The organism is Lentzea chajnantorensis (assembly GCF_054300775.1).
The window spans coordinates 562,881-587,980 of the sequence record NZ_JBSDZT010000002.1 but is presented as its reverse complement, the minus strand read 5'-3'; the positions used below and the strand labels follow the sequence as shown (position 1 = coordinate 587,980).

The window sequence follows — 25,100 nt, the reverse complement described above, 5'->3', positions numbered from 1 at the left end:
GAGTCAGGCCTCCAGGGTCAGGCGCGCGACCGTGATCACGGCGTCCATCGCGCCGTCGAGGTCCCCGCTGGGCATCAGCAGGTGGCTCAGCGCGAGCCGCACGGTCGTCTCCGCCGTGAACCGCACGTGCTTGCCGGGGAAGTGCTCGGTGAGGTGCCGCTCGACCACCTCGGTGGCCTGGAACAGCACGGGGTGGCCGCGGATCGTGAGGAACGGCAACAGGTCTTCGGCGTCCTGCCCGGTGAGCACCGCCGAGGCCAGCCGGTCCTTCTCGGTCTGCTCGAACGTGAACCGGAACGCCAGCCGCATGGCCCGCCACGGGTCGGGGTCCTGCCGCAGCCGCTGCGCGATGCCCGCCAGGTACTCCTCCGTGCGGTGCGCGGCAACGGCCTGGACGAGCCCCTCCTTGTTGCCGAACTCGTTGTAGACGGTCTGCCTGCTCACCCCCGCGCGACTGGCCACCTCGATCATGCGCAACCCGTGGAATCCGTGTGCCGCCAACAGGTCGGCGGCCGACTCGATCAGGAGCTCGGTGATGTCGCTCACACGGACAGCTTTACACAGTTACGGATTTTGTAAAGACGTAGAGTCGAGTTCTGTGCCTCTCACCGTGGGTTTCGACCTGGACATGACGCTCATCGACCCCAGACCGGGCATGGCCGCGGTGCTGAACGAGGTCGCCGCCCGCACCGGCCACGACCTCGACGGCGAGCACTTCGCGGCGAACCTCGGCCCGCCCCTCGACATGATCTACCGCGACATGGGCGTGCCGGAGGAGGAGATCCCGGAGCTGATCACGTTGTTCCGCGCGCTCTACCCGGACGTCGTGATCCCCGCGACCGTCGCGCTGCCGGGGGCCTCCGCCGCGCTGGCGTGCGTGCGCGAGCTCGGCGGCGAGACCATGGTCGTCACCGGCAAGTACCGCAAGAACGCCGCACTGCACCTGGAGGCGCTGGGCTGGGAGGTCGACCACCTCTACGGCGAGCTGTGGTCCACCGGCAAGGCCGAGTCGCTGAAGCTGCACGGCGCCGCCGTCTACGTGGGCGACCACGTCGGCGACATGCGCGGTGCGGCCGCGGCGGGCGCGGTGGGCGTGGGCGTGGTGACCGGGCCGTGCAGCCGGCAGGAGCTCGTCGAGGCGGGCGCCGCCGTCGTGCTGGCGGACCTGCGCGAGTTCCCGGAGTGGCTCAGGACCTCCGGCGTGACTTCCTGATCACCGCGACGATCCCCAGCCCGAGCCCGATCGCGGGCAGGTAGGTGGCGGCGACGTTCAGCCACACGGGCAGGTCGCCGTGGCCGGTGAGGAACAGCGCGAAGACCACCACGATCGCCAGTACGCCCACGGCGAACAGGCCGATGGCCAGCGGCATCAACTTCGGAGCGGTCATACCGCCAGCGTAGTCGCGCTAACGGAGGTGCCTTCCCCAAGGTCTTCTGGCTACTCTGGTGGGACGCGTCCTGGGTACGCCCCTGGGGCGCGTTCGTTGTGCAAGAGCAAGGGAATGGTGAGCGCGGTGCCGACCGGCAAGGTCAAGTGGTACGACACGGAGAAGGGCTTCGGGTTCGTCACCCAGGACGGTGGCGAGGACGTCTACGTCCGCAAGTCCGCACTGCCACCCGGCGTCGAAGGCCTGAAAGCCGGCCAGCGCATCGAGTTCGGCATGGCCGAGGGCCGCAGAGGACCCCAGGCGCTGTCCGTGCGCCTGGTCGACCCCGCGCCGTCCGTCGCCGAGGCCCGTCGCCGCCCTGCCGAGGAGCTGCACGGCCTGATCGAGGACATGATCAAGCTGCTGGAGAACAAGGTCCAGCCCGACCTGCGCCGCGGCCGCTACCCGTCGGACAAGAAGAGCATGAAGCTCGTCGCCGAGGTCGTGCGGGCGGTGGCGCGGGACCTCGATCCGTAAAAGGATCGGCGTCATGTCTGACGCGGATCGGATCGTCGAGTTCCTCTACGAGGTCGGCCAGCTGAAGCGCCTGCCCAGGGCGGGGTGGTTGTTCGCCGGGGTCCAGCACCCCGAGTCGGTCGCCGCCCACTCGTTCCGGGTGGGCGTTCTGGCGTACGCGCTCGCCGTGCAGGAGGGCGCGAACGCCGACCGGGCGGCGACGCTGGGCCTGTTCCACGACGTGCCCGAGGCGCGCACCGGCGACATCCCGTACGTCGGCAAGCTGTACCTGGACGTGAAGGTGCCGCCGGAAGCCGTTGCGCGCGACCAGGTCCAGCACCTGCCCGCGCCGCTGGCCGCGCACGTCGAGGCGCTGGTCGCCGAGCACGAGGCCGCGAAGGACATCGACCACACGCCCGAGGCGCGCTGCTCCCGTGACGCCGACAAGCTCGAACTGCTGCTGCAGGCCCGCGAATACCAGGCCGCCGGCATCGCCAAGATGGAGCGCTTCATCCAGACCATGCAGGAGTCGGTGGTCACCGACACCGGCAAGGCGCTGCTGGACAGCGCTCTCCGCATCGCTCCCAGCGAGTGGTGGGAGGCGTTCGGCCGCCGTTAGGGCACAGCAGGGGTCAGGACGTCACCTCGACTGCCCAGTAGCCGCGCAGCAGCGGCTGACCGGTCTCCAGCACCGCGGCGGCCGCCTCGTGGATCTCGATGCCGAGCAGCTGGTCGGTCTTGTCCGGCAACGACAGCGTGTACGTGAAGTTCTCGCCCTTGCCCAGCAGGCCGGTGCCGGTGGTCTGCTCCTTGCCCGCCGCGTCGCGGTACAGGAACACGGCCTCCCACAGCCCGTCGGCGAGCTGGCCGTCGACCGAGATCTGCACGACCTTGCCCGCGGGGACCTTCAGCTTCGCGGGCTGGCTGCGCTCCGCGCAGTTGTCGCCGCCGAGGTCGCAGTACACCGCCGGCTCGACCTGGATGGTCTTGCCGTTCGCGTGGAACGTCACCTCGGGGTAGTGGCGGGGGAGCGAGCACCCCGTCAGCGCGAGCAGTCCAACGGCCAGGGCAGCAGCAAGTCGACGCACGTCAGGCAGCCTACGGGGTGGCTCCGGCCGGCCTGCGGACGAGCCGGTGCAACGAGGTCCCGTTGCGGTACATCCAGGTCTGCGCCAACCCCAGCGCCAGCAGCACCGCCACCACCAGGAACCCGATCCAGAACGTCGGCGGCAGCAGCACGCCCAGCGCGCCGCCGAACACCCACGCCAGCTGCAGGATCGTCTCCGACCGGCCGAACGCCGACGCGCGCGACTCCTCCGGCAGGTCGTCCTGGATCACCGCGTCCAGGCTGATCTTGGCCAGCGACGAGGCCGTGGCGCCCAGCAGGCCCACGATCGCGGCGGTCACCAGGCCCGGCAGCGCGGCGGCGACGACCGTGGCGGCCAGCGCCGTGCCGACGCAGCCCAGCACCACCTCGTCGGGCTTGCCGAACTGCTGGCGCGCGCCGATCGCGTTGCCCAGGAAGCTGCCGATTCCGGCGGCACCGGCGATCACGCCCAGCAGCAGCAACTGCCGGACCGCGTCACCCTCGGTCTGCTCGCGCACCACGAACGCGGCGAACAACGTCAGGAACCCGGTCAGCACCCGGATGGAACCGTTGCCCCACAACGACACCACGATGTGCCGCGACATCGGCCGCCGTGCCGGGTTGCGGGAGCGCAGCGCCGCGGGCACCTCGCCCTCGGTCACCTCGACCCACGACGGGATGCGCATGCACAGCACCGCGTTCGCCAGGCACAGCACCGCCGTGAACCACAGCGCCCCGGGCGAGCCGAAGATGTTCGCGAAGCCCGCCGCGAACGCACCGAACACCGCGCCCGCCGCGAGCCCGAAGACGGTCATGCGCGCGTTGGTCTTCGACAGCGTGATGTCCGGCGGCAGCACTCGCGGCGTGATCGCGGACTTGAGCACCGTGAACGACTTGGACAGCACCATGCTGCCCAGCGCCGCCGGGTACAGCAGCCAGTTGTCGAAGTTCAGCGCCATCACGACCGACAGGCCGATCCGCAGCACGCAGGACGCCGCCAGCGCGAGCCGCCGACCACGCTGGACCTTGTCCAGCAACGGACCGATCACCGGCGCGACCAGCGCGAACGGCGCGACGGTGATCAGCAGGTACAGCGCGACCTTCGTCTTGGACTCCGCGCTCGCCGCGGAGAAGAACAGCGTGTTCGCGAGCGCCACGGCCATCGCCGCGTCGGCCGCGTAGTTCATCATCACCGCGTAGGTGACCGACGACATGCCGGACTTCCCGGCACCGTCGGCGTGGGCCGCGCGCCGGAACGCCGCGACCGCCTGCTGCGACAGCTGCTTGGAGCGGAACCACGCGACGCGGGTGACCGTGAGCTTCTTCGGCGGCTTGGGCGTCGGGGTGGTCTGCTGGTCGGAGTTCGGCAACGGCCGGGTGCTCTGCGGGCGCGGCGGGGGCTCGAACCCGTGCCCGGACCCCTGCCCGGACGGCGTTGCGCCGCGCGACCGCGGCCGGTACTCGTCGTCCTGCCACGGGTAGCGCTTCGGAGCCGGCTCGTCACTCCACCCGCGGTCGCCCGTCACACCGTCAATCCTGCCCCATTCAGTGGAAGCGCACCCGGAAGACGGTGGGCCAGTTCTTGCCTGTGACCAGGAACTCGTCGGTGCCCGGGACGTGCGCGATGCCGTTCAGGACGTCGACGTCACCCTGCGGCTTCAACGAGGACAGGTCGTAGGTCTTCGTCACCTTCCCGTCGGCCGGGTCGACGCGCACGATCTCGTCGGTCTTCCACACGTTCGCCCACACCTCGCCGCCGACGCACTCCAGCTCGTTGAGCTGCGCGAGCGGTTTGCCGTCCCGCGTGACCCGCACGCTGCCGGTCTCGGCGAACGTCTTCGGGTCGCGGAAGGTGAGCTGCGCGCTGCCGTCGCTCATGACCAGCCGGGACTGGTCGTGGCAGATGCCCCACCCCTCACCGTCGTAGGACACGCGGCGGATCTCGTCGAACGTCTTCCGGTCGCGTTCGATCGCCACGCCGTTGCGCCAGGTGATCTGCCAGATGGTGTCGCCGACGACCGTGATGCCCTCGCCGAAGAGCTCCTGCGGCAGGTCGACCTCCTTGCGCACCTCGCCGGTCGCCGGGTCGAGCGCCCGCATCGACGACTCGCCCTCCAGACCGGTGCCCTCGTAGAGGACGCCGTCGACGAGTTCCAACCCCTGGGTGAACGCGGTTGTGTCGTGCGGAATCTTTTGCAGGACTTCTACCTGCGGTTTTGTTTCCTGCTGGGCCGAACAGGCGGCGAGAACCGCGACGAGGACCAGCCAGACGGGTGAGCGCACCCCACGGAGGGTGGCACGAGTTTTCGTCCCCGCGAAGTCCTGCGGCACAATTCAGCTCGTGAACGCCACGCAACTGCTCGCCGACGCCGTTGACCTCGCCCGCGCCGCCGCGCAGGAGGAAGCCGGGTTGGACCGCGTCGGTGCTCATGTGGGGGTGTCCGCCGAGGACGAGTTCTCGGTGACGCACCTCTTCGAGGCCGAGCACGCGGGCTACCGCGGCTGGAACTGGGCCGTGACCGTCGCCTGCGCGGGCGAGGGTTCCCCGGTGTCGGTCAGCGAGGTCGTGCTGCTGCCCGGCCAGGACGCGCTGGTCGCCCCGGAGTGGGTGCCCTGGAGTGAACGGGTTCGCGCCGGTGACCTCGGCGTCGGCGACCTGTTCCCGGCCCGCGAGGACGATCCGCGACTGGTCTCCGGCCACGTCCAGTCCGACGACCCGGCCGTCGAGGAGGTCGCGCTGGAGATCGGCCTCGGCCGTGAGCGCGTGCTGTCCCGCGAGGGCCGGCTCGACGCCGCCGACCGCTGGCTCGCCTCCGACTTCGGTCCCCGCTCTGACATGGCCCGCTCGGCGCCCGCGCACTGCGGCACCTGCGGCTTCTACACCCGCGTGGCCGGTGCGTTCGGCGCCGCGTTCGGCGTGTGCGCGAACGAGATCGCGCCGGCCGACGGCCACGTCGTGCACGTCGAGTACGGCTGCGGCGCGCACTCGCAGGTCGAGGTCGACATGAGCCCCATGGTCCCGGTCGCCGACCTGGTCTACGACGACGCGCAGCTGGACGTCTCGGAGTGACCGACCCGTTCGGCACCGAGGCCCTGCGCACTTCGGTCCTCGCGGCCTGGCGCGGCTCGCCCACCCGGTTCCGCGAGGACGCGAACGCGGAGGAGGACCTCCGCATCGGCGGCTACCGCGATCGCCTGCTGGTCGAGCTGGCCCAGAACGCCGCCGACGCCGCGGGCGAGACGCCGGGTGTGCTGAGGATCACCCTCGTCGACGGGGAGCTGCGCGCGGCCAACACCGGTGCGCCGCTGACCGCCGCGGGCGTGGCGGCACTGGCCTCGCTGCGGGCCTCGGCCAAGGAGTCGGGCGTCGGGCAGTTCGGCGTCGGGTTCGCGGCCGTGCTGGCCGTCACGGACGCGCCGCGCGTGGTCTCGGTGTCCGGTGGTGTCGAGTTCTCCGCCGCCCGCACCCGCACGGAGGTCCCGGAGCTGGCCGCCGAACGCGGCGGTGACGTGCCGGTGCTGCGGCTGGTGTGGCCGTGCGACGAGCCGGTGCCGGACGGGTTCACGACCGAGGTCCGGCTGCCGCTGACCGTCGAGCTGTCGCTCGACGACCTCGCCGCCGAGGTGCCGGACCTGCTGCTGGCGCTGCCGGGGCTGCGCCGCGTCGAGATCGGCTCCCAGTCGTGGGAGCGCTTCGTCACCGCCGACGGCGTGGTGACCGTCGGGCCGGCGCGCTGGCTGGTCGAGCAGGTCTCCGGTGAGCTGCCCGCCGAGCTCGTGCAGGGCGTGGAGCACCGTCCGCAGTGGACCGCCACGTGGGCGTACCCGCTGGACGAGCCGCTGGGCGAGGACGTGCTGCACGCGCCGACCCCGACCGACGAGCGCCTGTCGCTGCCCGCCCGCCTGATCGCGACCGTGCCGGTCGAACCCTCGCGCCGCCGGGTGCTGCCCGGTGCCGCCGCGTGGGCGGTGCTGGAGTCGGCCGCGGCCCTGTACCCGCGGCTGGTCGCCCGCGTTCCCGCCGTCGAGCGCACGGCACTGGTGCCGCTGCCCGGTTTCCCGCTGTCCGAAGTGGACGACCGGCTGCGCGCGGCGGTGCTGGGGGCGTTGCGCTCGGCCGAATGGCTGCCGCTGGCGTCGGGCGAGTGGATCGCCCCGGCCCGCGCCCGCGTCCTGGACGTCGGCTCCGAGGAGCTCGTCGAGCTGGTCGAGGACGCCCTGCCCGGCCTGCTGGACGCCGAGCTGTCCGCTCCCGTGCACGCGAAGGCGCTGGCCGCGCTGGAGGTCCCGCGCGTCTCGATCGCCGAGGTGGTCGCCGCGCTGGCGGGCATCGACGGCGACCCCGGCTGGTGGCACGACGTCTACGCAGCCCTCGCACCGCTGGCCGAGGTCGACCCGGACGTGCGCGAGGCCCTGCAGTCGCTGCCGGTGCCGCTGGCCGACGGCCGCACCGTGACCGGCCCGCGCACCACCCTGATCGCCGACGAACCGCTGCCCGGCCTGCGCGTCGTGCACCCGGACGCCGTGCACCCGCTGCTGGTCCGCCTGGGCGCCGTCGAGGCGGGTGCCACCGAGCTGCTGGCCGACCCGTCGCTGCGCGAGAACGTGGCGCGGTCGCTGGAGGACGCCGAAGCGGGCCTCGACGCCGACGACCTGATCGACACCGTGCTGCGCCTCGTCGACCGCGCCGCCCTGCGCGCCGGTGAGGAACCGTGGCTCGGCGCACTGGCCCTGCCCGACGCCGCCGGCGAGTGGCACCGCGCCGACGAGCTGCTGCTGCCCGACTCCCCGCTGGTCGGCGTGCTGGAGTCGGACGCGTTCCCGGTGCTGTCGAAGGAGGTCGCCGACACCTACCCGCGCACCGCGCTGGTGGCCCTCGGCGTCGTCGACGGCTTCACCCTGGTGGTCGACGACGAACCGGCCGGCCCAGACCACGACCTGGCCGACGAACAGGCCTGGTGGACCGCCGGCCCCGACGAACCGGCACGCGTCGTCGCCGTCCGCGACCTCGACCTGGTCGCCGACTGGCCCGCGGCACTGCGCCTGCTCGCCGCCGACCCGGTGACCTGGCGCGCCGTCACCGAACCCGACGGCTACACGGGCTGGTGGATCGCCCGCCACGCCACGCTCGCGGGCCGCGCCCCGCAGGAGTACCGCCTGCCCGGCGCCACGGCCCTGGAGGGCCTGTTCGACGTCGTGCCGGACCTGGAGCTTCCCCGACCACGTGCTGCGCGCCGCCGGCGTCCGCTCCCGCCTGGAGATCCTCGACGACGACGATGCCGAGCTGGTCCTGAGCCGCCTCGCCGACCCCGGCCGCACCATCGCGGACGCCGTGGTGCTCCGCGCCCACGCGGCACTGCCCGACGGCGACTTCGCACCCCCCGCACGCGTCCGCGTGCTGTCCGGCGAGGTCGTCCCGGCCGACGACGTGGTGGTCCTGGACCACCCGTGGCTCCTGGGCGTCGTACCCGCGTCCCGCGTCCTGCTCGCCGAGGGCTCGGAGGAGCTCGCCGACCTGCTGGACCTGGCACTGGCCTCCGAGGAGTTCGACGGCTCACCTGACCACGTCGGCGAGATCGTGCAGTGGCACGACCTGGCGGCCGTGCGGATGGCCTGCGAACTGCTCGAAGTGCCGTTGCCCGACGGTGTCGTGGTGGTGCACGAGCAGCTGCTGGTCGACGGTCAGCGGGTGGACTGGTGGATGGCGGACGTCCCGCACGCGGCCGACACCCCGGAGGGCCTGGCACGGGCGCTGGCGTGGGTGACGCAGCGGTGGGAGGACCGGCACACGTTCGCGGCGCTGATCACCGAACCGACGGCGGCGACCCTGCTGGGCTGAGCTGGCCGGGCTGAGCAGCTGGGTGGGCTGAGCTGAGCTGGGTGGAGCTGACGCGGCTGGAGCTGACCGGCCGGGTTCGACCCGGCCGCCTCAGGCCGCCACGTCGGCCGCTTCCGCCGCCGGAGTTCCCTCCCGGGCCGGTCCGCGCCGCCGCAGCCGCGGTCGGCCGATGTCCCCGCGGCGCACCAGGATCACCCACGCGGTCACCGTCACCAGCACCGACAGGACCCCGCCGACGATGATCGGCGCTCGGCCGTTGACCTCCCCGAGCCACCCCATCAACGGCCCGCCCACGGGGTTGCCGCCCAGGAACACCAGCATGTAGATGCCCATGACCCGCCCGCGCATCTCCGGTTCGACGGCGAGCTGGACGGTGGCGTTCGCGGTGGTGTTGAAGGTCATCATCGCCACGCCGACCGGGATCATCATCAGGCCGGTCAGCAGCATCGTCGGCATGAGGCCGGACACGACCTCCAGCACGCCGAACACCACACCGGACCCGATGAACACCGACATCCGCGGGGTCTTGCGCCGGGCGGCGACCGTCGCGCCGGCCAGGGTTCCCACCGCGATCAGGGTCGACAGCAGGCCGTAGGCGTCGGCGTCGCCGCCGAAGACGTTGCGGGCCATGATCGCCAGGGTCAGGTAGAAGTTGAAGCCGAACGTCGAGATGAAGAACACCAGCAGCATCACGGTCATCAGGTCCGGCCGGCTGCGCACGTACCGCAGCCCGGACAGCAGCTGGCCCTTGGCCCGCGGCACCGGGTCGGAGCGCAGCAGCTCGGAGGTCCGCATCAGCCACACGCCGAGCACCACGCCGACGAAGCTGACGGCGTTCGCGACGAACACCCAGCCGGTGCCGATCGCGACGATCGCGAGGCCCGCGACCGCCGGGCCGATGATCCGGGCCAGGTTGAACATCATCGAGTTCAGCGCGACGGCGTTGGTCAGCGACTCGCGGCCGACCATCTCCACGACGAACGACTGCCGCACCGGCGTCTCCACCGCGGAGAAGCAGCCGAGCAGGAAGCACAGCACGTACACGTGCCACAGCGCCACGACACCGGTCACGTCCAGCAGGCCCAGCGCCAGCGCGCACAGGCCGAGCGCCGACTCCAGCCACAGCAGCAGCTTCCGCTTGTCCATGCGGTCGGCCAGCACACCGCCCCACATGGACAGCAGCAGGACGGGCAGGAACTGCAGGGACGCGGCGATGCCGAGCGCGACGGCCGACCCGTCGGTCAGCTCCAGGACCAGCCAGTCCTGGGCGACGCGCTGCATCCACACGCCGACCAGCGAGATGATCTGCCCGGAGGCGTACAGGCGGTAGTTGTGGATGCGAAGTGAGGAGAACATCCCGGTACGCCGAGGTGACGAGGTCTCCGCTCCACCACCCGCGTAACCCGACACGTCCTTACTGCCCCGCCATCCTGTCGATGATCTCGGCCGCCCTGGAGAGCAGCTCGCGTTCCTCCGGCCGCAGCTCGGCCAGCCGCTTGTCCAGCCACGCCTCGCGCGCGGTGATCTCGTCCTGGAGGTAGGACAAGCCTTCGCCGGTCAGCTCGACGATCGCTTGACGGCCGTCGGTGGGGTGCGGGCTGCGCGTGGCGAAGCCGAACTCCTCCAGCGCCGCGATCACCCGCGTCATCGACGGCGGTTGCACGCCTTCCTTGGCCGCGAGCTCACCGGGCGTCAGCGGTCCGCACTTGTGCAGTGTGGACAGCGCGGACACCTGGGTCAGCGACACCGCCGAGTTGGTGCGCTGCGCGCGCAGCCGGCGGTTGAGGCGGACGACGGCAAGCCGGAGCCTGCTCGCCAGACCGTGCTCTTCGTTCGCCACGTAGTTAGCATACCTCACGAAAATGGTTTCTCGCCGAACGTCAGGACAGCAGCGCCTGGATCGGGCCCAGTGCGAAGTAGACGACGAACGCCGCCGACACGACCCACATCAGCGGGTGGACGCTGCGCACACGGCCGGTCAGCGCCTTGAGCAGCACGTAGCTGACGAAGCCCGCGCCGATGCCGTTCGCGATCGAGTAGGTGAACGGCATGACCACGATCGTGAGGAACGCGGGCAGCGCCACGGTGAAGTCGCTGAAGTCGATCTCGCGGATCTGCATCATCATCAGCGCGCCGACGACCACCAGCGCCGGTGCGGCCGCCTCGATCGGCACGACCTCGTAGAGCGGCGTGAAGAACATCGCCAGCAGGAACAGCACGCCGGTCACGACGTTCGCGAGACCCGTCCGCGCGCCCTCCGCGATGCCCGACGCCGACTCGATGTAGACGGTGTTCGACGAACTCGACGCCGCACCACCGGCGACCGCGCCCAGACCGTCCACGAACAGCGCCTTGCTCACGTTCGGCAGCTGGCCGTCCTCGTCGATGAGGTCGGCTTCCTTGCCGAGACCGGTCATCGTGCCGACGGTGTCGAAGAAGTCGGTCAGCACCAGCGTGAACACGATCAACGCCGCGGCCAGCGCGGGCAGCCGCGTCCACGCGCCGAACGACACGTCACCGAGCAGCGACAGGTCGGGGACGCCGAAGACCTGCTCGGGCAGCGCCGGGTAGCCGAGGTTCCAGCCCTTGGCGTTGGTGCCGGCCGACGGTCCCGCCTTGACGACCGCCTCCAGGGCGATCGCGAAGATCGCCGTGCCGACGATGCCGATGAGGATCGCGCCCTTCACCTTGCGCGCGAACAGCACGCCCGTGACCACCAGGCCGACCACGAACACCAGCGTCGGCCAGCTCGCGATCGACCCGTTGATGCCCAGCCCGACCGGCACCGTCGTGTTCGCCGCGTCCGGCAGCCTGCGCACGAACCCGGCGTCGACCAGGCCGATGAAGGTGATGAACAGGCCGATGCCCACCGCGATGGCGGCCTTGAGCTCGTTCGGCACGGCGTTGAACACGGCCGTCCGCACGCCCGTGAGCACGAGCAGCAGCACCACCAGGCCGTTGACGAGGACGAGTCCCATCGCCTCCGGCCAGCTGACCTTCGCCGCGACGCTGACCGCCACGAACGAGTTGATGCCGAGCCCCGTGGCCAACGCGAACGGGTAGTTCGCGACCAGTCCGAAGAGGATGGTCATCACACCGGCGACCAGCGCCGTCACCGCCGCGACCTGCCCGACCGGCAGGATGTTGCCCAGCACGTCCGGGTGCGCGCCGGGTCCCGTCGGGGCGAAGCTGCCGATGATCAGCGGGTTCAGCACCACGATGTACGCCATCGTGAAGAACGTCACGACACCGCCGCGCACCTCCCGCGCCACGGTGGACCCGCGCTCGGAAATCTTGAAGAACCCGTCCAGCATCTGGTCTCCTAACCCCGTGTCCGAACGCGATCCCGCCCCCAGCCCGCCGCCGCTGCCGCACCGGCTGGCCGATCCCGTGCCCGTGGTGCTCGGGGGGACGGCGCTGTGGTTCCTCGGTTTTCTCGTGGTGCTCGTCGTCGACCGCTCGAACAGCACCCTGCTCTGGACGACCCTGTGCGGCGGTCTGCTCGGGATCATCGGGTACGGAGTCTTCTACTGGCAACGCGGGGCGGCGAGGCGCGGATCACGCGGGGCGCAGCAGGGCCTCGACGACGCCTAGTCCGGGACTAGCTCGCGCCCAGCGACCGCAGCAGGAACTCGGTCAGCCCGTCGAGGTACCCGTCGTCCACCGGCGCGTGCCGCACCACCAGCCGCCAGTAGATCGGCCCCGCCAGCACGTCCAGCGCCACGTCGACGTCGAGGTCGGCTGGCAGCTCCCCGCGGTCCACCGCCCGCGTCAGCGTCACCGACGCGATGTCGCGCCGCGGCTGTCCCACGCCGACGGCGATGGCGTCCGCCAGCACCGGGTTGCGCCCGCCCTCGGCGATCAGGTCCGGCAGGATCGCCGAGATCCGGTGGTGCGCCAGCCAGTCGTGCACGGCCTGCAGCATCGCGCGCAGGTCAGCTCGCAACGTGCCGGTCTGCGGCACCTCGGCCGCGGGCACGCTCAGCTCCGCCAGAACGGCGATCACCATGTCCTGCTTGGACGGCCAGCGCCGGTACAGCGCGCTCTTGCCGACGCCTGCGCGTTTGGCGACGGCCTCCATGGACAGCCGGCCGTAGCCGGACGCGGCCAGCTCGTCGAGCACCGCCTCGGAGATCGCGGCGGTGACGTGCGGTTGCAGGACGGCTGCTCCGGTGGGGGCGCGTTTGGTCACGCCCTCAGTGTGGACGATGCGGTCCCGTCCCGTCTAATGTAGGACGAGACGAAACCGTATCGTCCTATCCGGAGGAGCGTCGTGCTGGACCGAGCGCTTGACCTGTTGATCAAGAAGGACATGGCCGGGTTCGCCGGGCTGTGGGCCGAGGACGGGCGGATGGAGTTCCCGTTCGCGCCGGAGGGCTGGCCGAGGGAGGTCACCGGCCGGGCGGGCGTCCGCCACTACATGCGCGACTACCCGAAGATGATCGACGTCAGGGAGGTGCTCTGGCAGCGGGTGCACCGGACGGCCGACCCGGCGGTGACCGTGGCGGAGTTCGACCTCGGGGGAGAGCTCGTGGCCTCCGGCAAGCCGTTCCGCAACCGCTACGTCGTGGTGATCACCGAGCGGGACGGGCAGATCGCCGAGTGGAGCGACTACTGGAACCCGCTGGCCGTCGAGGAGCTCTCGTGACCGTCCTCGTCATCGGCGGCACCGGCACGACCGGCAGCCGCGTCGCACAACGGCTCGAAGACCCGCGCATCGCCTCGCGCCGCACCGGGTTCGACTGGTACCGGCCGGAGACGTTCGCGCCCGCGCTGGAGGGCACCGACGCCGTCTACCTCGTCCCGCCCGTCGGCGAGATCGACCCCGCGCCGCACGTCGAGCGGTTCCTCGCCGCATCTGGTGACCGCAGGGTCGTGCTCCTCAGCTCGTCCGCGCTGCCGGACGACCCGAACGCCCGGCTGGTGCGGCAGCTCCCGGAGTGGACGGTCCTGCGCCCCTCGTGGTTCATGCAGAACTTCCTCGGCGACCACGCGGTCGCGCAGGGCGTGCGGCAGGGCGAGATCGTCTCCGCCACGGGTGACGGGCGGGTCGCCTTCGTCGACGCCGGCGACATCGCCGCCGTGGCCGTCGCGGCGCTCACCGGGGACGCGCACAACACCGAGCACGTGCTGACCGGTCCGCAGGCGCTCGGGTACGCCGAGGCGGCCGCGATCATCACCGAGCAGACCGGTGTCCGGGTTCGCCACCGCTCGATCCCCGCGGCCGAGCTGGCCGAGCGGCTCGGGCAGCACCTGCCACCGGAGTTCGCCGCGTTGCTCGCCGCGCTGGACGAGGCCATCGCGGGCGGCGCGGAGGACCGGGTGACCAGTGCGGTCGAGGACGTCACCGGGCATCCGCCCAGGTCGTTCGGGGCGTTCGTGGCCGCGCACCGCGACCGGTGGTAAATCCCGTGCATGGTCATCACCACTGACTGGGTCCGGCTGCTGGTCGTCTGCCTCGTGTTCACGGCCGCGGCCGCCGGCGTCGCGTGGGCGACGGGGCTCACCAGGCCCGCACCGTTCGTCAAGGCCGCCGTCCGCGCCGTGCTCCAGCTCGCCGCCGTCAGCGCGGTCATCACGGTCGTCCTGACCCACCTGGGGCTCACCGCCGCGTTCCTCGTCGTGATGGCCACGGTGGCGACCGCGACGGCCGCCGCGCGCACCAAGACCGGCTGGCAGGGCGCGTGGGTCGGGGCCGCCGTCCTGATCGGCACGGTTCCCGCGCTGGGCCTGCTGATCGGGCTGGGGCTCGTGCCGGTGAAGGGCATCGCGCTGATCCCGATCGGCGGCATCCTCATCGGCGGCGCCATGACCACCACGATCCTGGCGGTCAGGAGGGCGCTCGACACGCTCAGGGACCGGCACGGCGAGTACGAGGCGGCGCTGGCGCTCGGGTTCGCCGAGCCGGTGGCGGTCCGGTTCCTCGTCCGCCAGCCCGCGGCCGAGGCGCTGCTGCCGCCGCTCGACCAGACCAGGACGGTCGGGCTGGTCACCCTCCCCGGCGCGTTCGTCGGCATGCTGCTGGGCGGGGCACCGGTGTGGCAGGCGGGCGCGTTGCAGCTGCTCGTGCTGCTCGCCCTGCTCGCGGTCGAGGTGGCCGCCGTCGCGACCGTGGTCGAGCTGGTCGCGCGGGGTCTGGTGCGGAGGACTTCCCAAGAAGGAGAAGTTAGGCTAACCTAACTCTCGTCGCTTCGTGGTGGGAGCGGCAGTCAGTTCGGGAACGGACGAGGCCCCCGCTCTGGGCAGAGCGGGGGCCTCGTCGTGTCCGGCAGCGGGGGCTTGTCGGAGCATCCACCGCCGAAGCGTCAGGGCAGCAGCAGGCCGTTGCGGCCGGTGCGCGCCGCCTCGAAGCGCGCGGAGACGTCCTCCCAGTTGACGACGTTCCACAGCGCGCTGATGTAGTCGGCCTTGAGGTTGCGGTACTGCAGGTAGTACGCGTGCTCCCAGATGTCGAACGCGAGCAGCGGCGTGACCGCGATCGACAGGTTCGAGTGGTGGTCCTTGAGCTGCAACGTGATCAGCTTCTGGGCGATCGGCTCCCACGCGAGGACGCCCCAGCCGGAACCCTGGATGGACGACGCGGCGGCGTTGAGCTGCGCGCGGAACTTGTCGAACGAGCCGAAGTGCTCGTCGATGGCGGCGGCGAGCTCGCCGACCGGCTTGTCGCCGCCGTTCGGGCTCAGGTTCTTCCACCACACCTGGTGCAGCGCGTGGCCGGCCAGGTGGAACGCGAGCGTCGTCTCCAGTCCGACGATCGACCCGAAGGCCTCCTTGTCGCGGGCCTCCTCGATCTGCTCCAGCGTGTCGTTCGCGCCCTTCACGTAGGCCGCGTGGTGCTTGCCGTGGTGCAGCTCGTTGATCTCGCCGATGATCGCCGGCTCCAGGTCGCCGTAGTCGTAGTCGAGATCCGGCAGCACGTACTGGGCCATGTCATCTCTCCAATTGCAATCTCTTGGTTCTTGCAACCTACTAGCAACAAGGTCCAGTTAACCAGTTGCCGCGGCCAGTAGCGTCGTGAGCGTGTCCGTGCTGACAGCCAGGAAGATTTCGCTGTCGTTCGGTCCGAGGACCGTGATCTCGGAGGTTGATCTCGATGTTTCGCCTGGTGACCGCGTCGGCCTGATCGCACCCAACGGTGTCGGCAAGTCCACGCTGCTCCGCCTGCTCGCGGGGGAGCTCCCGCCGGAGACCGGAACCGTCTCGGCCACCGGGACGGTCGCGCACCTGACGCAGGAGACCCTCCCCGTGGCCGGGGAGTCCCTGCGCGACCACCTCGCCCGCCGCACCGGCGTCGCGCCCGCGGAGGCGTGGCTGCAGCGCGCGGCCGAGCAGCTGGCCGCGGGCGGCGGCGCGGACTACCCGGACGCGCTCGACCACTGGACCGCCATCGGTGCCGGTGATTTCGACGACCGCGCGGAGGCCGTGTGCCAGCGCCTCGGCCTGCCCGCCGATCTGCTCGACGGCCGTGCGCCGGACGAGCTGTCCGGTGGCCAGCAGGCGCGGCTGCGGCTGGCGGCGGTGCTGCTCACGCGCGCCGACGTGCTGCTGCTCGACGAACCGACCAACGACCTGGACGCCGACGGGCTCGACCTCCTGGAGGCGCACGTGAACGGCCATCCGGGCGCGGTCGTGCTCGTCAGCCACGACCGGGAGTTCCTGGCGCGCACCACGACCGAGATCGCCGAGCTCGACGAGTTCACCCACGGCCTCACCGTGTTCGGCGGCGGCTGGGACGCCTACGTCGAGGAGAGGGCGAACGCGGAACGGCGTGCGCACGAGGAGTACGAGAGCTACACGGCCCAGCGCGACTCGCTCGTGCAGCGGTCGCGGCAGACCAGGGAGTGGTCGCGCAAGGGCGCCCGCCGGGCCACGAACGCCAAGGCGCTGAACGACGAACCGGACCGCAACGTCCGGGCCGGCCGCAAGCGCGCCGCGGAGTCGCTCGGCGCGAAGGCGTCCGTTGTGGACCGGCGGCTCGCGAGGCTGGAGGAGGTCGAGGAACCCCGCGAGGCCTGGGAGCTGCGCCTCACCCTGCCGAGCGCGGGACGGGGCAGCTCGGTCGCGTTCACGCTGCGCCAGGCCGTCGTGAGCCGCGGCGACGTGACGCTCGGACCGGTCGACCTCACGATGGGCGCGGGGGAGCGGTGGCGGATCACCGGCCCGAACGGTGCGGGCAAGTCGACGTTGCTGGGCGCCCTGCTCGGCCGCATCCCGCTCGTGAGCGGCGAACGCTCGATCGGGCCGGGCGTCGTCGTCGGCGAGGTGGACCAGCTGCGCGCCGAGTTCAGCTCCGGCACGCCCGTGCTGCGGATCGTCGCCGACGCGACGGGCCTGGAGGACGTCGAGGTGCGCACGCTGCTGGCGAAGTTCCGGGTGGGCGCGGACGCCGTGCTGCGCCCCGCCCGTGAGCTCTCACCGGGCGAACGCACCCGCGCGGGCCTGGCGCTGCTGCAGGCGCGCGGGACGAACTGCCTGGTGCTCGACGAGCCGACCAACCACCTGGACCTGCCGGCCATCCAGCAGCTCGAACAGGCCCTGGACACCTACGAGGGGACGTTGCTGCTGGTGACCCACGACCGGCGGCTCGCTTCGGCCGTGCGGGTGGACCGCGAGATCAACGTGCGTGACCTCCTCACGTTTCCACGCGCTAAGGGTGGAAGATAGGAGCATGACCACCGAGGAGGACTGGCCGGTCGAACAGACCTGGTCGATGCGCAACACCCACTGGCACGCCTATGTGGAGCACACTTCGCTCGACCACGCCTCTCCTCGCCAGGTCCGCCTGGAGCGCACGCCGGAGGAGGTGCTGACCTCGCCCGCCGAGGTGGCCGCCTGGCTCGAGGTCAACCTGCGCAGCGCGACGCGCCCGGAGGAGACCGGCAAGAAGCGGGTGAAGGACGAGCGCGACTTCACCGACTCCAACCGCGTGCACGCCTCGCTGGCCTCGCGCGGCGAGTCGATCTACACGGGGGTGAAGGGCGAGCTGACCCTGGCCGTCGAGGCCGTGACGCCGGAGGAGTGCCGGATCTCGCACGACGGCGCCGACGTCGCGCCGCTGAAGGCGGGCCGCCGCCGCTAGTCGATGCGGTGCTCGTGGCCGGCGGCGCCGTTGACGCCGGCCACAGGGGACGACCGGTGCGGACCTACCCGACGTGCCACGAGTGCACGGGCTCGCCCGCGTGCATCAGCTCCATGTACCGCTTGAGCATCCCGGACAGCGCGGCCTCCCGCGACATGCCGCGTTCCTCCAGCAGCGCAACGGTTTCCCGCTGCCACGACGACCCGGTGCGGCGGGCGAGGCAACGCTGCTCGATCACGCCGAGGTAGCGTTCGCGGGCCTCGTCGGAGACACCGCAGTCGCGCAGCCCCTCGTGCGCCATCGGCAGCAGCCGGCGCAGCACCAGCTCGTCCGGCGGGATCCAGCCGATGCCCGGCCAGTACAGCTGGGCGTTCATGCCGTGGCGTGCGCCGGTGTAGAGGTTCTCCTCGGCCGCCTGGAACGACATCTGCGTCCACAGTGGACGTTCCTGTGCGGTGAGCGCGCGCTGGGTCCCGTAGAAGAACGCGGCGTTCGCCATCGTGTCGAGGACCGTCGGGCCCGCCGGCAGCACCCGGTTCTCCACGCGCAGGTGCGGCACGCCGTCGACGACGTCGTAGACGGGCCGGTTCCAGCGCCAGATCGTGCCGTTGTGCAGGCGCAGCTCGGAAAGTCGTGGCGCACCACCGGCTTCGAGGCTCTCGATCGGGTCCTCGTCGTCGGTTTCCGGCAGCAGGCTGGGGAAGTAGCGCACGTTCTCCTCGAACAGGTCGAAGATCGACGTGATCCACCGTTCACCGAACCACACGCGCGGGCGGACGCCCTGGTTCTTGAGCTCGTCCGGGCGCGTGTCGGTGGCCTGCTGGAAGAGCGGGATGCGCGTCTCGTGCCAGAGCGCCTTGCCCAGCAGGAACGCGGAGTTCGCCGCGATGGCGACCTGCACCCCGGCCAGGCACTGCGCCGCGTTCCAGTGCGCGGCGAAGTCGGTCGGTTCCACCTGCAGGTGCAGCTGCACCGACGTGCACGCCGCCTCGGGCAGGATCGACTCCGCGTAGGTCAGGAGCTTCTCCGGGCCCTTGCCCGGCATCGCCGGGCCTTCCATGTGCAGCACCATCTCCTCGCCGCGTGCGGCGAAGATGGTGTCGTTGAGCAGCGCGTACCTCGGGCTCTCCGAGAGCCACTTCCGGTCGAAGTGCCGTTCCCTCAGCGTGGGCAGCACACCGATCATGGCGAGGTTGGCGCCGACGTCATTGGCCTTGGCGTCGGCGTTGTCGAGCGAGGTGCGCAGCTCCTCCTCCAGGCCGAGCATCTCACCGCCGGCCAGCTCGCGCGGCGGGACGTTGATCTCCAGGTTCTGCTGCCCCAGCTCCAAGGTGTAGGAAGGGTCGTCGATCTTCTCGAGCACCTCGGAGTTCGTCATCGCCGGCCGCATCGCGTCGTCGACGAGGTTCAGCTCGATCTCGAGACCCATCTGCTGACGGGGAAAGGAGAACGTGTCTTCTGCGAGCATCGTCGCCAAGGCGTCCAGACTCCGCTGCATCTTCGAGCGGTAACGCTGACGATCGTCTCTGGTGAACGTGCGGCTGGACACTTCACTTCCCATGCCGCTACCCCTTCGCTCGGCGCCGGTGGGCGCGGGCCAGGCGGAACGCCCAACTTGACACAGCGGTAACCTCGTTGACATCGCCCAAATCGGTGCTCTCTGTCACGTCGGGGTAACAACCAGCGATCATCCCCTGGTCGGGCGTGCGGCGTTCCGCCCTCCGGACTACCCGGCCTGTTCCACGACGAGCCGGGTGCAAAACTTCCCGCGTGGCAACAGTGATCGAGATCAACGACCCCGCGGACCCCCGGCTGGACGACTTCCGCGACCTGTCGACGGCCGACCGCAGGCCCGACCGGCCGGGTGGGCGCGGTCTCGTGATCGCCGAGGGCGTGGTCGTGGTGGAACGTCTGCTGGCCTCCCCGTACCCCGTGCGCGGACTGCTCGGCGTGCGCCGCCGCGTTGAGGCGCTCGACCTCTCTGAGCTGGACGTTCCTGCTTACGTGACGTCAGCGGAGGTTATGGCGTCGGTCGTCGGTTTCCACTTGAACCGCGGTGTGCTGGCCGCCGCCGACCGCGCTCCCGCCGTGGACCTGGACACCCTGACCGACGGCGCCCAGCGCCTCGCCGTCCTGGAGGGCGTCGGCGACCACGAGAACCTCGGCTCGATCTTCCGCAACGCCGCCGCGCTCGGCATCGACGGCGTCGTCCTCGGCCCCGGCTGCAGCGATCCCCTGTACCGCCGCAGCGTGCGCGTCTCGATGGGCCACGTCCTGCGCGTCCCGTTCGCTACCACGGATCAGTGGCCCGTGACGCTGAACATGTTGAGGCAAAAGGGTTATACAGTTGCCGCCCTCACGCCACGCCCCGCTGCCCTGCATCTTGCAGACGCCAATTTGCGCGGCCGCCGCGTCGCCGTCCTCCTCGGCTCGGAGGGCCCGGGCCTCACCGACGAGGCCATCGCCGCGGCCGACCTCGCCGTCCGCATCCCGATGTCGTCCGGCGTGGACTCCCTGAACGTGGCCACCGCCGGCGCCGTCGCCTTCTACGCGCTCCTCTAGAGCAGCGTCAGGATCAGCACGACCCAGGCCACCAGCACCCCGGTGACCACGCCGTAGGACACCCACCGCCACACCGGCACCTTGCGCCCGAGCCACACACTCGGCGCCAAGCCACCCACCACCAGCACGTTGGCGATGAGCGCCAGCCACCGGCTCGTCTCACCCAGCCCGAGCGACAACGACACGACCGTGACCGTGACGATGGCGGCCGTGATGAAGCTGACCGTCAGCCCCGTCCCCCACGGCGTCGGCTCCGGCTCTTCCTCCCGGTCCTCCACCACCGTCTGCACGGCCTGCTCCGCCACCGCCTCCTCGGGCGCGTCGACGCTGACCTGCTCGCCGCTCACCGGGTCCGTGTACCGCACCGGCGTGTTCATGACCGCCGCGAGTCTGCCCGCGAGCTGCTTGCCCCGCCGCGCGACCAGCGCACTGGCCACCCCGTCCGCGGGCGTCTCGGTCCGCACGACGGCATCGGCGACCTTCGCCCACTCGTGCAGTGCCTCGGCCAGATCAGCGCCGAGGGGCAGGCTGTGCGGGTCGACCTCACGCTCGCCGGTCTCGTCCTCCCCGGCGAGCACGGCGCGGCCGTCCCGAACTCGCAACTCCACGAACCCCTCCTCCGGTGGTTACGTCGCAGAACCTATCGGACGGGGGAGGGCGGGGAGAACGATCGACCGCGCTGTTCGACGGAAGCCGGCCGCTTCTCGCCTGGTGACACCGGGGAGACCGGGGGCGTGCCGGGGGACACCGGTTGAGCGAAGCGAAGCGGACCGGCACAGCCTGGGCTCACCAGCCCCGGTGGCAACGCGACAGGCGACGGGCCCACCCCGGCCCCGCTCCCAAGGCAACAGCCAGGGGCTCTCAGCCCGTGTCCCGCGCGACAAGCAGGCACTCTCGGCCTACCGCAGGCGACCGCCAATGCGTTCGACCGCCGCCCGCCAGGCGGCCCAGCCGCCGTCGTGGGATCGCGTTCGCGCCAGATCCCCATTGGCGCGAACGCGACCCAGGCCGCTACGCGAGCGAGTCGCGCCAGGCCGTGTGCAGGGCCGCGAACCGGCCCCGCTCACCGATCAGCTCCGCGGGGGAGCCGTCTTCCACCACAATGCCACCGTCCACGACCAGGACGCGGTCGGCGATCAGGACCGTGGACAGGCGGTGGGCGATGATGAACGCGGTCCGGTCGGCCAGGACGGTTTCCAGGGCGGCCTGGACGGCGCGTTCGGTCGGGACGTCCAGCGACGATGTTGCCTCATCGAGGACCAGGACCGCGGGATTTGCCAGGAAGGCGCGCGCGAAGGCGACCATCTGGCGTTGGCCCGCGGAGAGGCGGCCGCCGCGTTTGCGCACGTCGGTGTCGTAGCCGGCGGGAAGGGCGGCGATGAACTCGTGGGCGCCCACCTCCGCTGCCGCTGCCTCGATCTCGGCGCGGGAGGCCTCGGGGCGGCCGAGGGCGATGTTGTCGGCGACCGAGCCGGAGAACAGGAAGTTCTCCTGGGTCACCATCGTCACCGCGCGGCGCAGGTCCTCGTCCGCCAGGGAGCGCAGGTCCACGCCGTCGAGCTGCACGGCGCCCGCCGACGGGTCGTAGAAGCGGGCCACGAGCTTGGCCAGGGTGGTCTTGCCGGCACCGGTCGCGCCGACCAGGGCCACGGTCTGGCCGGCCGGCACGTCCAGCGTGAACTTCGGCAGCACCATCCGCGCGGAACCGGGGTAGGTGAACTCCACGTCGGCGAACCGGATCGCGCCGCGGGCGTGCGGCAGGGCCACCGGGGACGCGGGTTCGGGCACCGACGGTTCCTCCTCCAGGACACCGGAGATCTTCTCCAGCGCGGCCGCGGCCGCGGAGTAGGAGTTCGCGAACATCGCCAGCTCGTCGAACGGGTCGTAGAAGCGGCGCAGGTACAGGGTGAACGCGGCGAGCACGCCCAGCTCCAGCGAACCGGACGTCACCCGGTACGCGCCCCACGCCAGCACCACGGCCAGCGACACGTTGCCGATGACGCGGATCGTCGCGGTGAACGCGGCCATCACGCCCAGCGCGTCGGTGTTCGCGTCGCGGTACCGGGCGTTCAGGCCCGTCATGATCTGCTCGTTGCGCGGCTGGCGGCGGAACGCCTGCACCGCGCGGATGCCGTTCATCGACTCGACGATCTGCACGATGATCTTGGCGATGGCACCGCGGGTGCCGCGGTAGGCCTCCATCGAACGGCGGCGGAACCAGCGCCAGATCAGGTACGCGGGCAGGAAGCCCGCCAGCACGACCGCGGCCAGCGGTGCGTCGAGCCACAGCAGGACGACCGCGATGCCCACCACGGACAGCGCCGCGTTGAACAGGCTGTCGAGGCCCTCTTCGAGCAGGTCCTGCATCGCGTCGACGTCGCTGGTCAGGCGGGAGATGACCTTGCCGGACGTGTACGACTCGTGGAAGCCGACCGACAGCCGCTGCGAGTGCCGGAAGATCCGTCCGCGCAGGTCGAGCAGCAGGTCCTGGCCGACCCGGCCGGACACCCGCAGGAACGCCCAGCGCAGGAACGTCATCAGCACCGCGCACACCGCGTACCCGGCGACGCACCACACCAGGATCGACGTGCCGCCGTCGACGGCGGCCGGGATGCCCTTGTCGATCGCCGCGGCGATCAGCAGCGGGCCCGCGAGGTTCGCGAGGTTGCCGCCGACGACCGCCGCGACCGCGACCGAGGCGCGGCCGACGTGCGGGCGCAGCAGCGAGCCGAGCAGCCGCCGCGACCGGGCCTGCAACCGCAGCCCCGTCGAGTGCGACAGCTCCTCGATCTCCTCGGCGGCGACGCCGCGCCACTCTTCTTCCCGCTGTTGCTGCACGACCACGTCGCTCACGACGCCACCTCCTCTTCCACCAGTTCGTCGTCCGTGCTGGACAGCAGGCGCCGGTACTCGTCGTTCGTCTCCAGCAGCTCCCGGTGCGACCCGACCGCGGCGATCCGGCCGTCGACCAGCAACGCCACCCGGTCGGCCAGCTGCACCGTGGACGGGCGGTGGGCCACGACCAGCGCCGTCACGCCGTGCAGCACCCGCCGCAGCGCCGCCTCGACCTCGGCCTCGGTGTGCACGTCCAGCGCCGACAGCGGGTCGTCCAGCACCAGCACCGCCGGCCTGCCGACGACCGCGCGGGCCAGCGCCAGCCGCTGCCGCTGCCCACCGGACAACGACAGCCCCTGCTCACCGATCCGCGTCGCGAGCCCCCACGGCAGCGCGTCCACGAACTCCTCGGCCTTCGCCACCCGCAACGCCTCGCGCACCCGGTCCTCGTCGACGTCCGGCACGCCCAGCGCCACGTTCTCGGTCACCGACGCGGAGAACAGCACCGGCTCCTCGAACGCCGTGCCGACCACTCGCCGCAGCTCCTCCAGCGACAGGTCCCGCACGTCCACGCCGTCGATCGTCACGCGGCCACCGGTCACGTCCGCCAGCCGCGGCACGAGCGCCGTCAGCGTCGTCTTGCCCGACCCGGTCGCGCCGACCAGCGCCAGCGTCTCGCCCGGCCGCAGGTCGAGGTCGACACCGGCGAGCACCTCGCGGCCGTCCTCGAACGCGAAGCGCACGTCCTCGAACCGCACGTGCCCGCGCACCGGTTCCGGCAGCGACACCGGCCGCTCCGGCCCGCTGATCGTCACCTCGACGTCGCGGACCTCCCAGTAGCGCTCGGCGGCAGCCGCAGCCTGGTTCGTCTCGGCGAGCAGCCAGCCGATCGAGTCGATCGGCCACCGCAGGTACGCGCTGACCGCCACCGCCGCCACCAGCGCACCGACGGTGAGCCAGCCGTTCACGATGCCGACCGCGCCGACCGCGAGCATGCCCGCGATGGAGAGCTCCGGCAGCACGATCAGCACCGACCACAGCGCGGCCAGGATCGAGATCTTGTTCAGCTCGGTCCCGCGCAGCTCACGGGCCTGCGCCAGGAACCGCTTCGACAGCTCCGGGCCGCGCCCGAAGGCCTTCAGCACCCGGATGCCGAGCACCGACTCCTCGACCGTCGTGGTCAGGTCGCCCGCCTGGTCCTGCGCCTTGCGCGCGACGACCTTGAACTTCGCCTCGAAGAAGTACGAGATGACGATCAACGGCAGCGCGCCGCACAACGACACGACGACCAGCCACGGCGACAGGAACGCGATGATCCCCATGCCGATGACGATGACCACGGAGTTGACGATCAGGAACACGATCGCGAACGCCACGAACCGCCTGATGGTGCTCAGGTCGTTCGTGGCGCGGGACAGCAGCTGACCGGACTGCCACCGGTCGTGGAACGAGACCTGCAACCGCTGCAGGTGCCGGTAGAGGTCGGCGCGCATGGCGGCCTCGACCTCGGCGGCGGGTCGCGCCGCGAGCTTGCGCCGCACGTAGAACAGGCCCGCCTCGCCGAGCCCGAGCACCAGCACGCCCAGGATCAGCCACGGCAGGACCGCGGTCTCCTTGTTCTGGATGGGTCCGTCGACGATGCGCTGGGTGAGCAACGGGATGCCGAGCCCACACAGCATCGCGAGCATCGTCGCCGTCAGCACGACGGTCATCCGCGCGCGGTACGGCCGCACGTACGGCCACAACCTCCGCAACGTCTTGATCGTCGTGTTTCGTTGATCGCTCACGCGATGAGCCCCCTCTTGGTGTTCCTCG

At 71.3% G+C, this 25,100-nt stretch carries 26 protein-coding genes; 12 read left to right on the top strand and 14 right to left on the bottom strand.

The window, feature by feature from the left end; genetic code table 11:
* Positions 1 to 3: 3 nt before the first annotated feature.
* Positions 4 to 546, bottom strand: a complete 543-nt coding sequence (locus ACVDFE_RS03415) for a TetR/AcrR family transcriptional regulator (protein ID WP_360385539.1) — start codon at positions 544 to 546, stop codon at positions 4 to 6.
* 52 nt (positions 547 to 598) lie between these two features.
* On the opposite strand from ACVDFE_RS03415, the gene ACVDFE_RS03410 reads away from it, so the two are divergent.
* Complete coding sequence (locus tag ACVDFE_RS03410) at positions 599 to 1,213, top strand: HAD family hydrolase (protein ID WP_458429550.1); 615 nt, start codon at positions 599 to 601, stop codon at positions 1,211 to 1,213.
* Here the strand turns inward: ACVDFE_RS03410 and ACVDFE_RS03405 are convergent.
* A complete protein-coding gene (locus tag ACVDFE_RS03405) occupies positions 1,188 to 1,388 on the bottom strand; it encodes a hypothetical protein (protein WP_360385543.1) in 201 nt (66 codons plus the stop codon). The two genes, ACVDFE_RS03410 and ACVDFE_RS03405, sit on opposite strands and share 26 nt — an antisense overlap.
* 126 nt (positions 1,389 to 1,514) lie before the next feature.
* Here ACVDFE_RS03405 and ACVDFE_RS03400 point away from each other — a divergent pair, with 126 nt between their 5' ends.
* Together ACVDFE_RS03400 and ACVDFE_RS03395 are read left to right on the top strand one after the other, a co-directional pair.
* Positions 1,515 to 1,904, top strand: coding sequence for a cold-shock protein (locus ACVDFE_RS03400; protein ID WP_360385545.1), 390 nt, complete (start codon positions 1,515 to 1,517; stop codon positions 1,902 to 1,904).
* A gap of 13 nt (positions 1,905 to 1,917) precedes the next feature.
* Positions 1,918 to 2,502: an HD domain-containing protein gene (locus ACVDFE_RS03395; RefSeq protein ID WP_458429549.1), complete on the top strand. Its 585-nt coding sequence runs from the start codon at positions 1,918 to 1,920 to the stop codon at positions 2,500 to 2,502.
* 13 nt (positions 2,503 to 2,515) lie between these two features.
* On the opposite strand, the gene ACVDFE_RS03390 is transcribed toward ACVDFE_RS03395, so the two are convergent.
* Genes ACVDFE_RS03390 through ACVDFE_RS03380 form a run of 3 tightly spaced genes read right to left on the bottom strand, consistent with a single transcriptional unit; the run spans position 2,516 to position 5,253 of the window.
* Positions 2,516 to 2,971, bottom strand: coding sequence for a DUF2771 family protein (locus ACVDFE_RS03390; protein ID WP_458429548.1), 456 nt, complete (start codon positions 2,969 to 2,971; stop codon positions 2,516 to 2,518).
* Between the two features lie 10 nt (positions 2,972 to 2,981).
* Positions 2,982 to 4,505: an MFS transporter gene (locus ACVDFE_RS03385; RefSeq protein ID WP_458434259.1), complete on the bottom strand. Its 1,524-nt coding sequence runs from the start codon at positions 4,503 to 4,505 to the stop codon at positions 2,982 to 2,984.
* A gap of 10 nt (positions 4,506 to 4,515) precedes the next feature.
* A complete protein-coding gene (locus ACVDFE_RS03380) occupies positions 4,516 to 5,253 on the bottom strand; it encodes a glutaminyl-peptide cyclotransferase (RefSeq protein WP_458429547.1) in 738 nt (245 codons plus the stop codon).
* Positions 5,254 to 5,311: 58 nt separating this feature from the next.
* On the opposite strand from ACVDFE_RS03380, the gene ACVDFE_RS03375 reads away from it, so the two are divergent.
* Positions 5,312 to 6,040 (top strand): DUF3027 domain-containing protein, encoded by a 729-nt coding sequence (locus ACVDFE_RS03375; protein WP_360385555.1) that lies wholly within the window; start codon positions 5,312 to 5,314, stop codon positions 6,038 to 6,040.
* Positions 6,037 to 8,532: a sacsin N-terminal ATP-binding-like domain-containing protein gene (locus ACVDFE_RS03370; protein WP_458429546.1), complete on the top strand. Its 2,496-nt coding sequence runs from the start codon at positions 6,037 to 6,039 to the stop codon at positions 8,530 to 8,532. The genes ACVDFE_RS03375 and ACVDFE_RS03370 overlap by 4 nt, the downstream gene beginning before the upstream one ends.
* A gap of 367 nt (positions 8,533 to 8,899) precedes the next feature.
* Here ACVDFE_RS03370 and ACVDFE_RS03365 read toward each other — a convergent pair whose 3' ends face one another.
* From ACVDFE_RS03365 to ACVDFE_RS03355, 3 genes are read right to left on the bottom strand one after another with little or no spacing between them, the layout of a single operon-like run.
* Complete coding sequence (locus tag ACVDFE_RS03365) at positions 8,900 to 10,165, bottom strand: MFS transporter (RefSeq protein ID WP_458429545.1); 1,266 nt, start codon at positions 10,163 to 10,165, stop codon at positions 8,900 to 8,902.
* Positions 10,166 to 10,223: 58 nt separating this feature from the next.
* Complete coding sequence (locus ACVDFE_RS03360; RefSeq protein ID WP_360385561.1) at positions 10,224 to 10,649, bottom strand: MarR family winged helix-turn-helix transcriptional regulator; 426 nt, start codon at positions 10,647 to 10,649, stop codon at positions 10,224 to 10,226.
* A gap of 40 nt (positions 10,650 to 10,689) precedes the next feature.
* A complete protein-coding gene (locus tag ACVDFE_RS03355) occupies positions 10,690 to 12,123 on the bottom strand; it encodes an NCS2 family permease (protein WP_458429544.1) in 1,434 nt (477 codons plus the stop codon).
* Between the two features lie 16 nt (positions 12,124 to 12,139).
* Here ACVDFE_RS03355 and ACVDFE_RS03350 point away from each other — a divergent pair, with 16 nt between their 5' ends.
* Positions 12,140 to 12,403 carry a DUF2530 domain-containing protein gene (locus tag ACVDFE_RS03350; protein WP_360385565.1) on the top strand — a complete coding sequence of 88 codons (264 nt, stop codon included), beginning with the start codon at positions 12,140 to 12,142 and terminating at the stop codon, positions 12,401 to 12,403.
* 7 nt (positions 12,404 to 12,410) lie between these two features.
* Here ACVDFE_RS03350 and ACVDFE_RS03345 read toward each other — a convergent pair whose 3' ends face one another.
* Positions 12,411 to 13,001 (bottom strand): TetR/AcrR family transcriptional regulator, encoded by a 591-nt coding sequence (locus tag ACVDFE_RS03345; RefSeq protein ID WP_360385567.1) that lies wholly within the window; start codon positions 12,999 to 13,001, stop codon positions 12,411 to 12,413.
* 81 nt (positions 13,002 to 13,082) lie between these two features.
* Here ACVDFE_RS03345 and ACVDFE_RS03340 point away from each other — a divergent pair, with 81 nt between their 5' ends.
* The 3 genes from ACVDFE_RS03340 to ACVDFE_RS03330 are packed head-to-tail and all read left to right on the top strand — an operon-like array spanning position 13,083 to position 14,989.
* On the top strand, positions 13,083 to 13,457 hold the full coding sequence (locus tag ACVDFE_RS03340) for a nuclear transport factor 2 family protein (protein WP_458429543.1): 375 nt from the start codon (positions 13,083 to 13,085) through the stop codon (positions 13,455 to 13,457).
* Positions 13,454 to 14,215: an ergot alkaloid biosynthesis protein gene (locus tag ACVDFE_RS03335; protein WP_458429542.1), complete on the top strand. Its 762-nt coding sequence runs from the start codon at positions 13,454 to 13,456 to the stop codon at positions 14,213 to 14,215. Before ACVDFE_RS03340 ends, ACVDFE_RS03335 begins: the two co-directional genes overlap by 4 nt.
* Before the next feature lie 9 nt (positions 14,216 to 14,224).
* Positions 14,225 to 14,989 (top strand): ABC transporter permease, encoded by a 765-nt coding sequence (locus ACVDFE_RS03330; RefSeq protein WP_458429541.1) that lies wholly within the window; start codon positions 14,225 to 14,227, stop codon positions 14,987 to 14,989.
* Positions 14,990 to 15,114: 125 nt separating this feature from the next.
* Here ACVDFE_RS03330 and ACVDFE_RS03325 read toward each other — a convergent pair whose 3' ends face one another.
* Entirely contained in the window at positions 15,115 to 15,738 is a 624-nt protein-coding gene (locus ACVDFE_RS03325) for a superoxide dismutase (protein WP_360385575.1), read from the bottom strand.
* A gap of 91 nt (positions 15,739 to 15,829) precedes the next feature.
* On the opposite strand from ACVDFE_RS03325, the gene ACVDFE_RS03320 reads away from it, so the two are divergent.
* Complete coding sequence (locus tag ACVDFE_RS03320) at positions 15,830 to 17,473, top strand: ABC-F family ATP-binding cassette domain-containing protein (RefSeq protein WP_458429540.1); 1,644 nt, start codon at positions 15,830 to 15,832, stop codon at positions 17,471 to 17,473.
* A 4-nt stretch (positions 17,474 to 17,477) separates the two neighbouring features.
* Complete coding sequence (locus ACVDFE_RS03315) at positions 17,478 to 17,888, top strand: hypothetical protein (RefSeq protein ID WP_360385579.1); 411 nt, start codon at positions 17,478 to 17,480, stop codon at positions 17,886 to 17,888.
* Between the two features lie 64 nt (positions 17,889 to 17,952).
* Here ACVDFE_RS03315 and ACVDFE_RS03310 read toward each other — a convergent pair whose 3' ends face one another.
* The gene (locus tag ACVDFE_RS03310; RefSeq protein WP_360385581.1) at positions 17,953 to 19,449 is read right to left on the bottom strand and encodes a glutamate--cysteine ligase; all 1,497 of its coding nucleotides are present in this window, start codon (positions 19,447 to 19,449) and stop codon (positions 17,953 to 17,955) included.
* A 209-nt stretch (positions 19,450 to 19,658) separates the two neighbouring features.
* On the opposite strand from ACVDFE_RS03310, the gene ACVDFE_RS03305 reads away from it, so the two are divergent.
* A complete protein-coding gene (locus ACVDFE_RS03305; protein WP_360385583.1) occupies positions 19,659 to 20,450 on the top strand; it encodes a TrmH family RNA methyltransferase in 792 nt (263 codons plus the stop codon).
* Here the strand turns inward: ACVDFE_RS03305 and ACVDFE_RS03300 are convergent.
* From ACVDFE_RS03300 to ACVDFE_RS03290, 3 genes are all read right to left on the bottom strand, one after another.
* Entirely contained in the window at positions 20,447 to 21,058 is a 612-nt protein-coding gene (locus ACVDFE_RS03300; RefSeq protein WP_458429539.1) for a DUF2537 domain-containing protein, read from the bottom strand. The genes ACVDFE_RS03305 and ACVDFE_RS03300 overlap by 4 nt on opposite strands.
* A 403-nt stretch (positions 21,059 to 21,461) precedes the next feature.
* Positions 21,462 to 23,303, bottom strand: coding sequence for an ABC transporter ATP-binding protein (locus tag ACVDFE_RS03295; protein WP_458429538.1), 1,842 nt, complete (start codon positions 23,301 to 23,303; stop codon positions 21,462 to 21,464).
* Positions 23,300 to 25,072: an ABC transporter ATP-binding protein gene (locus tag ACVDFE_RS03290; protein WP_458429537.1), complete on the bottom strand. Its 1,773-nt coding sequence runs from the start codon at positions 25,070 to 25,072 to the stop codon at positions 23,300 to 23,302. The genes ACVDFE_RS03295 and ACVDFE_RS03290 overlap by 4 nt, the downstream gene beginning before the upstream one ends.
* Positions 25,073 to 25,100: the final 28 nt, after the last annotated feature.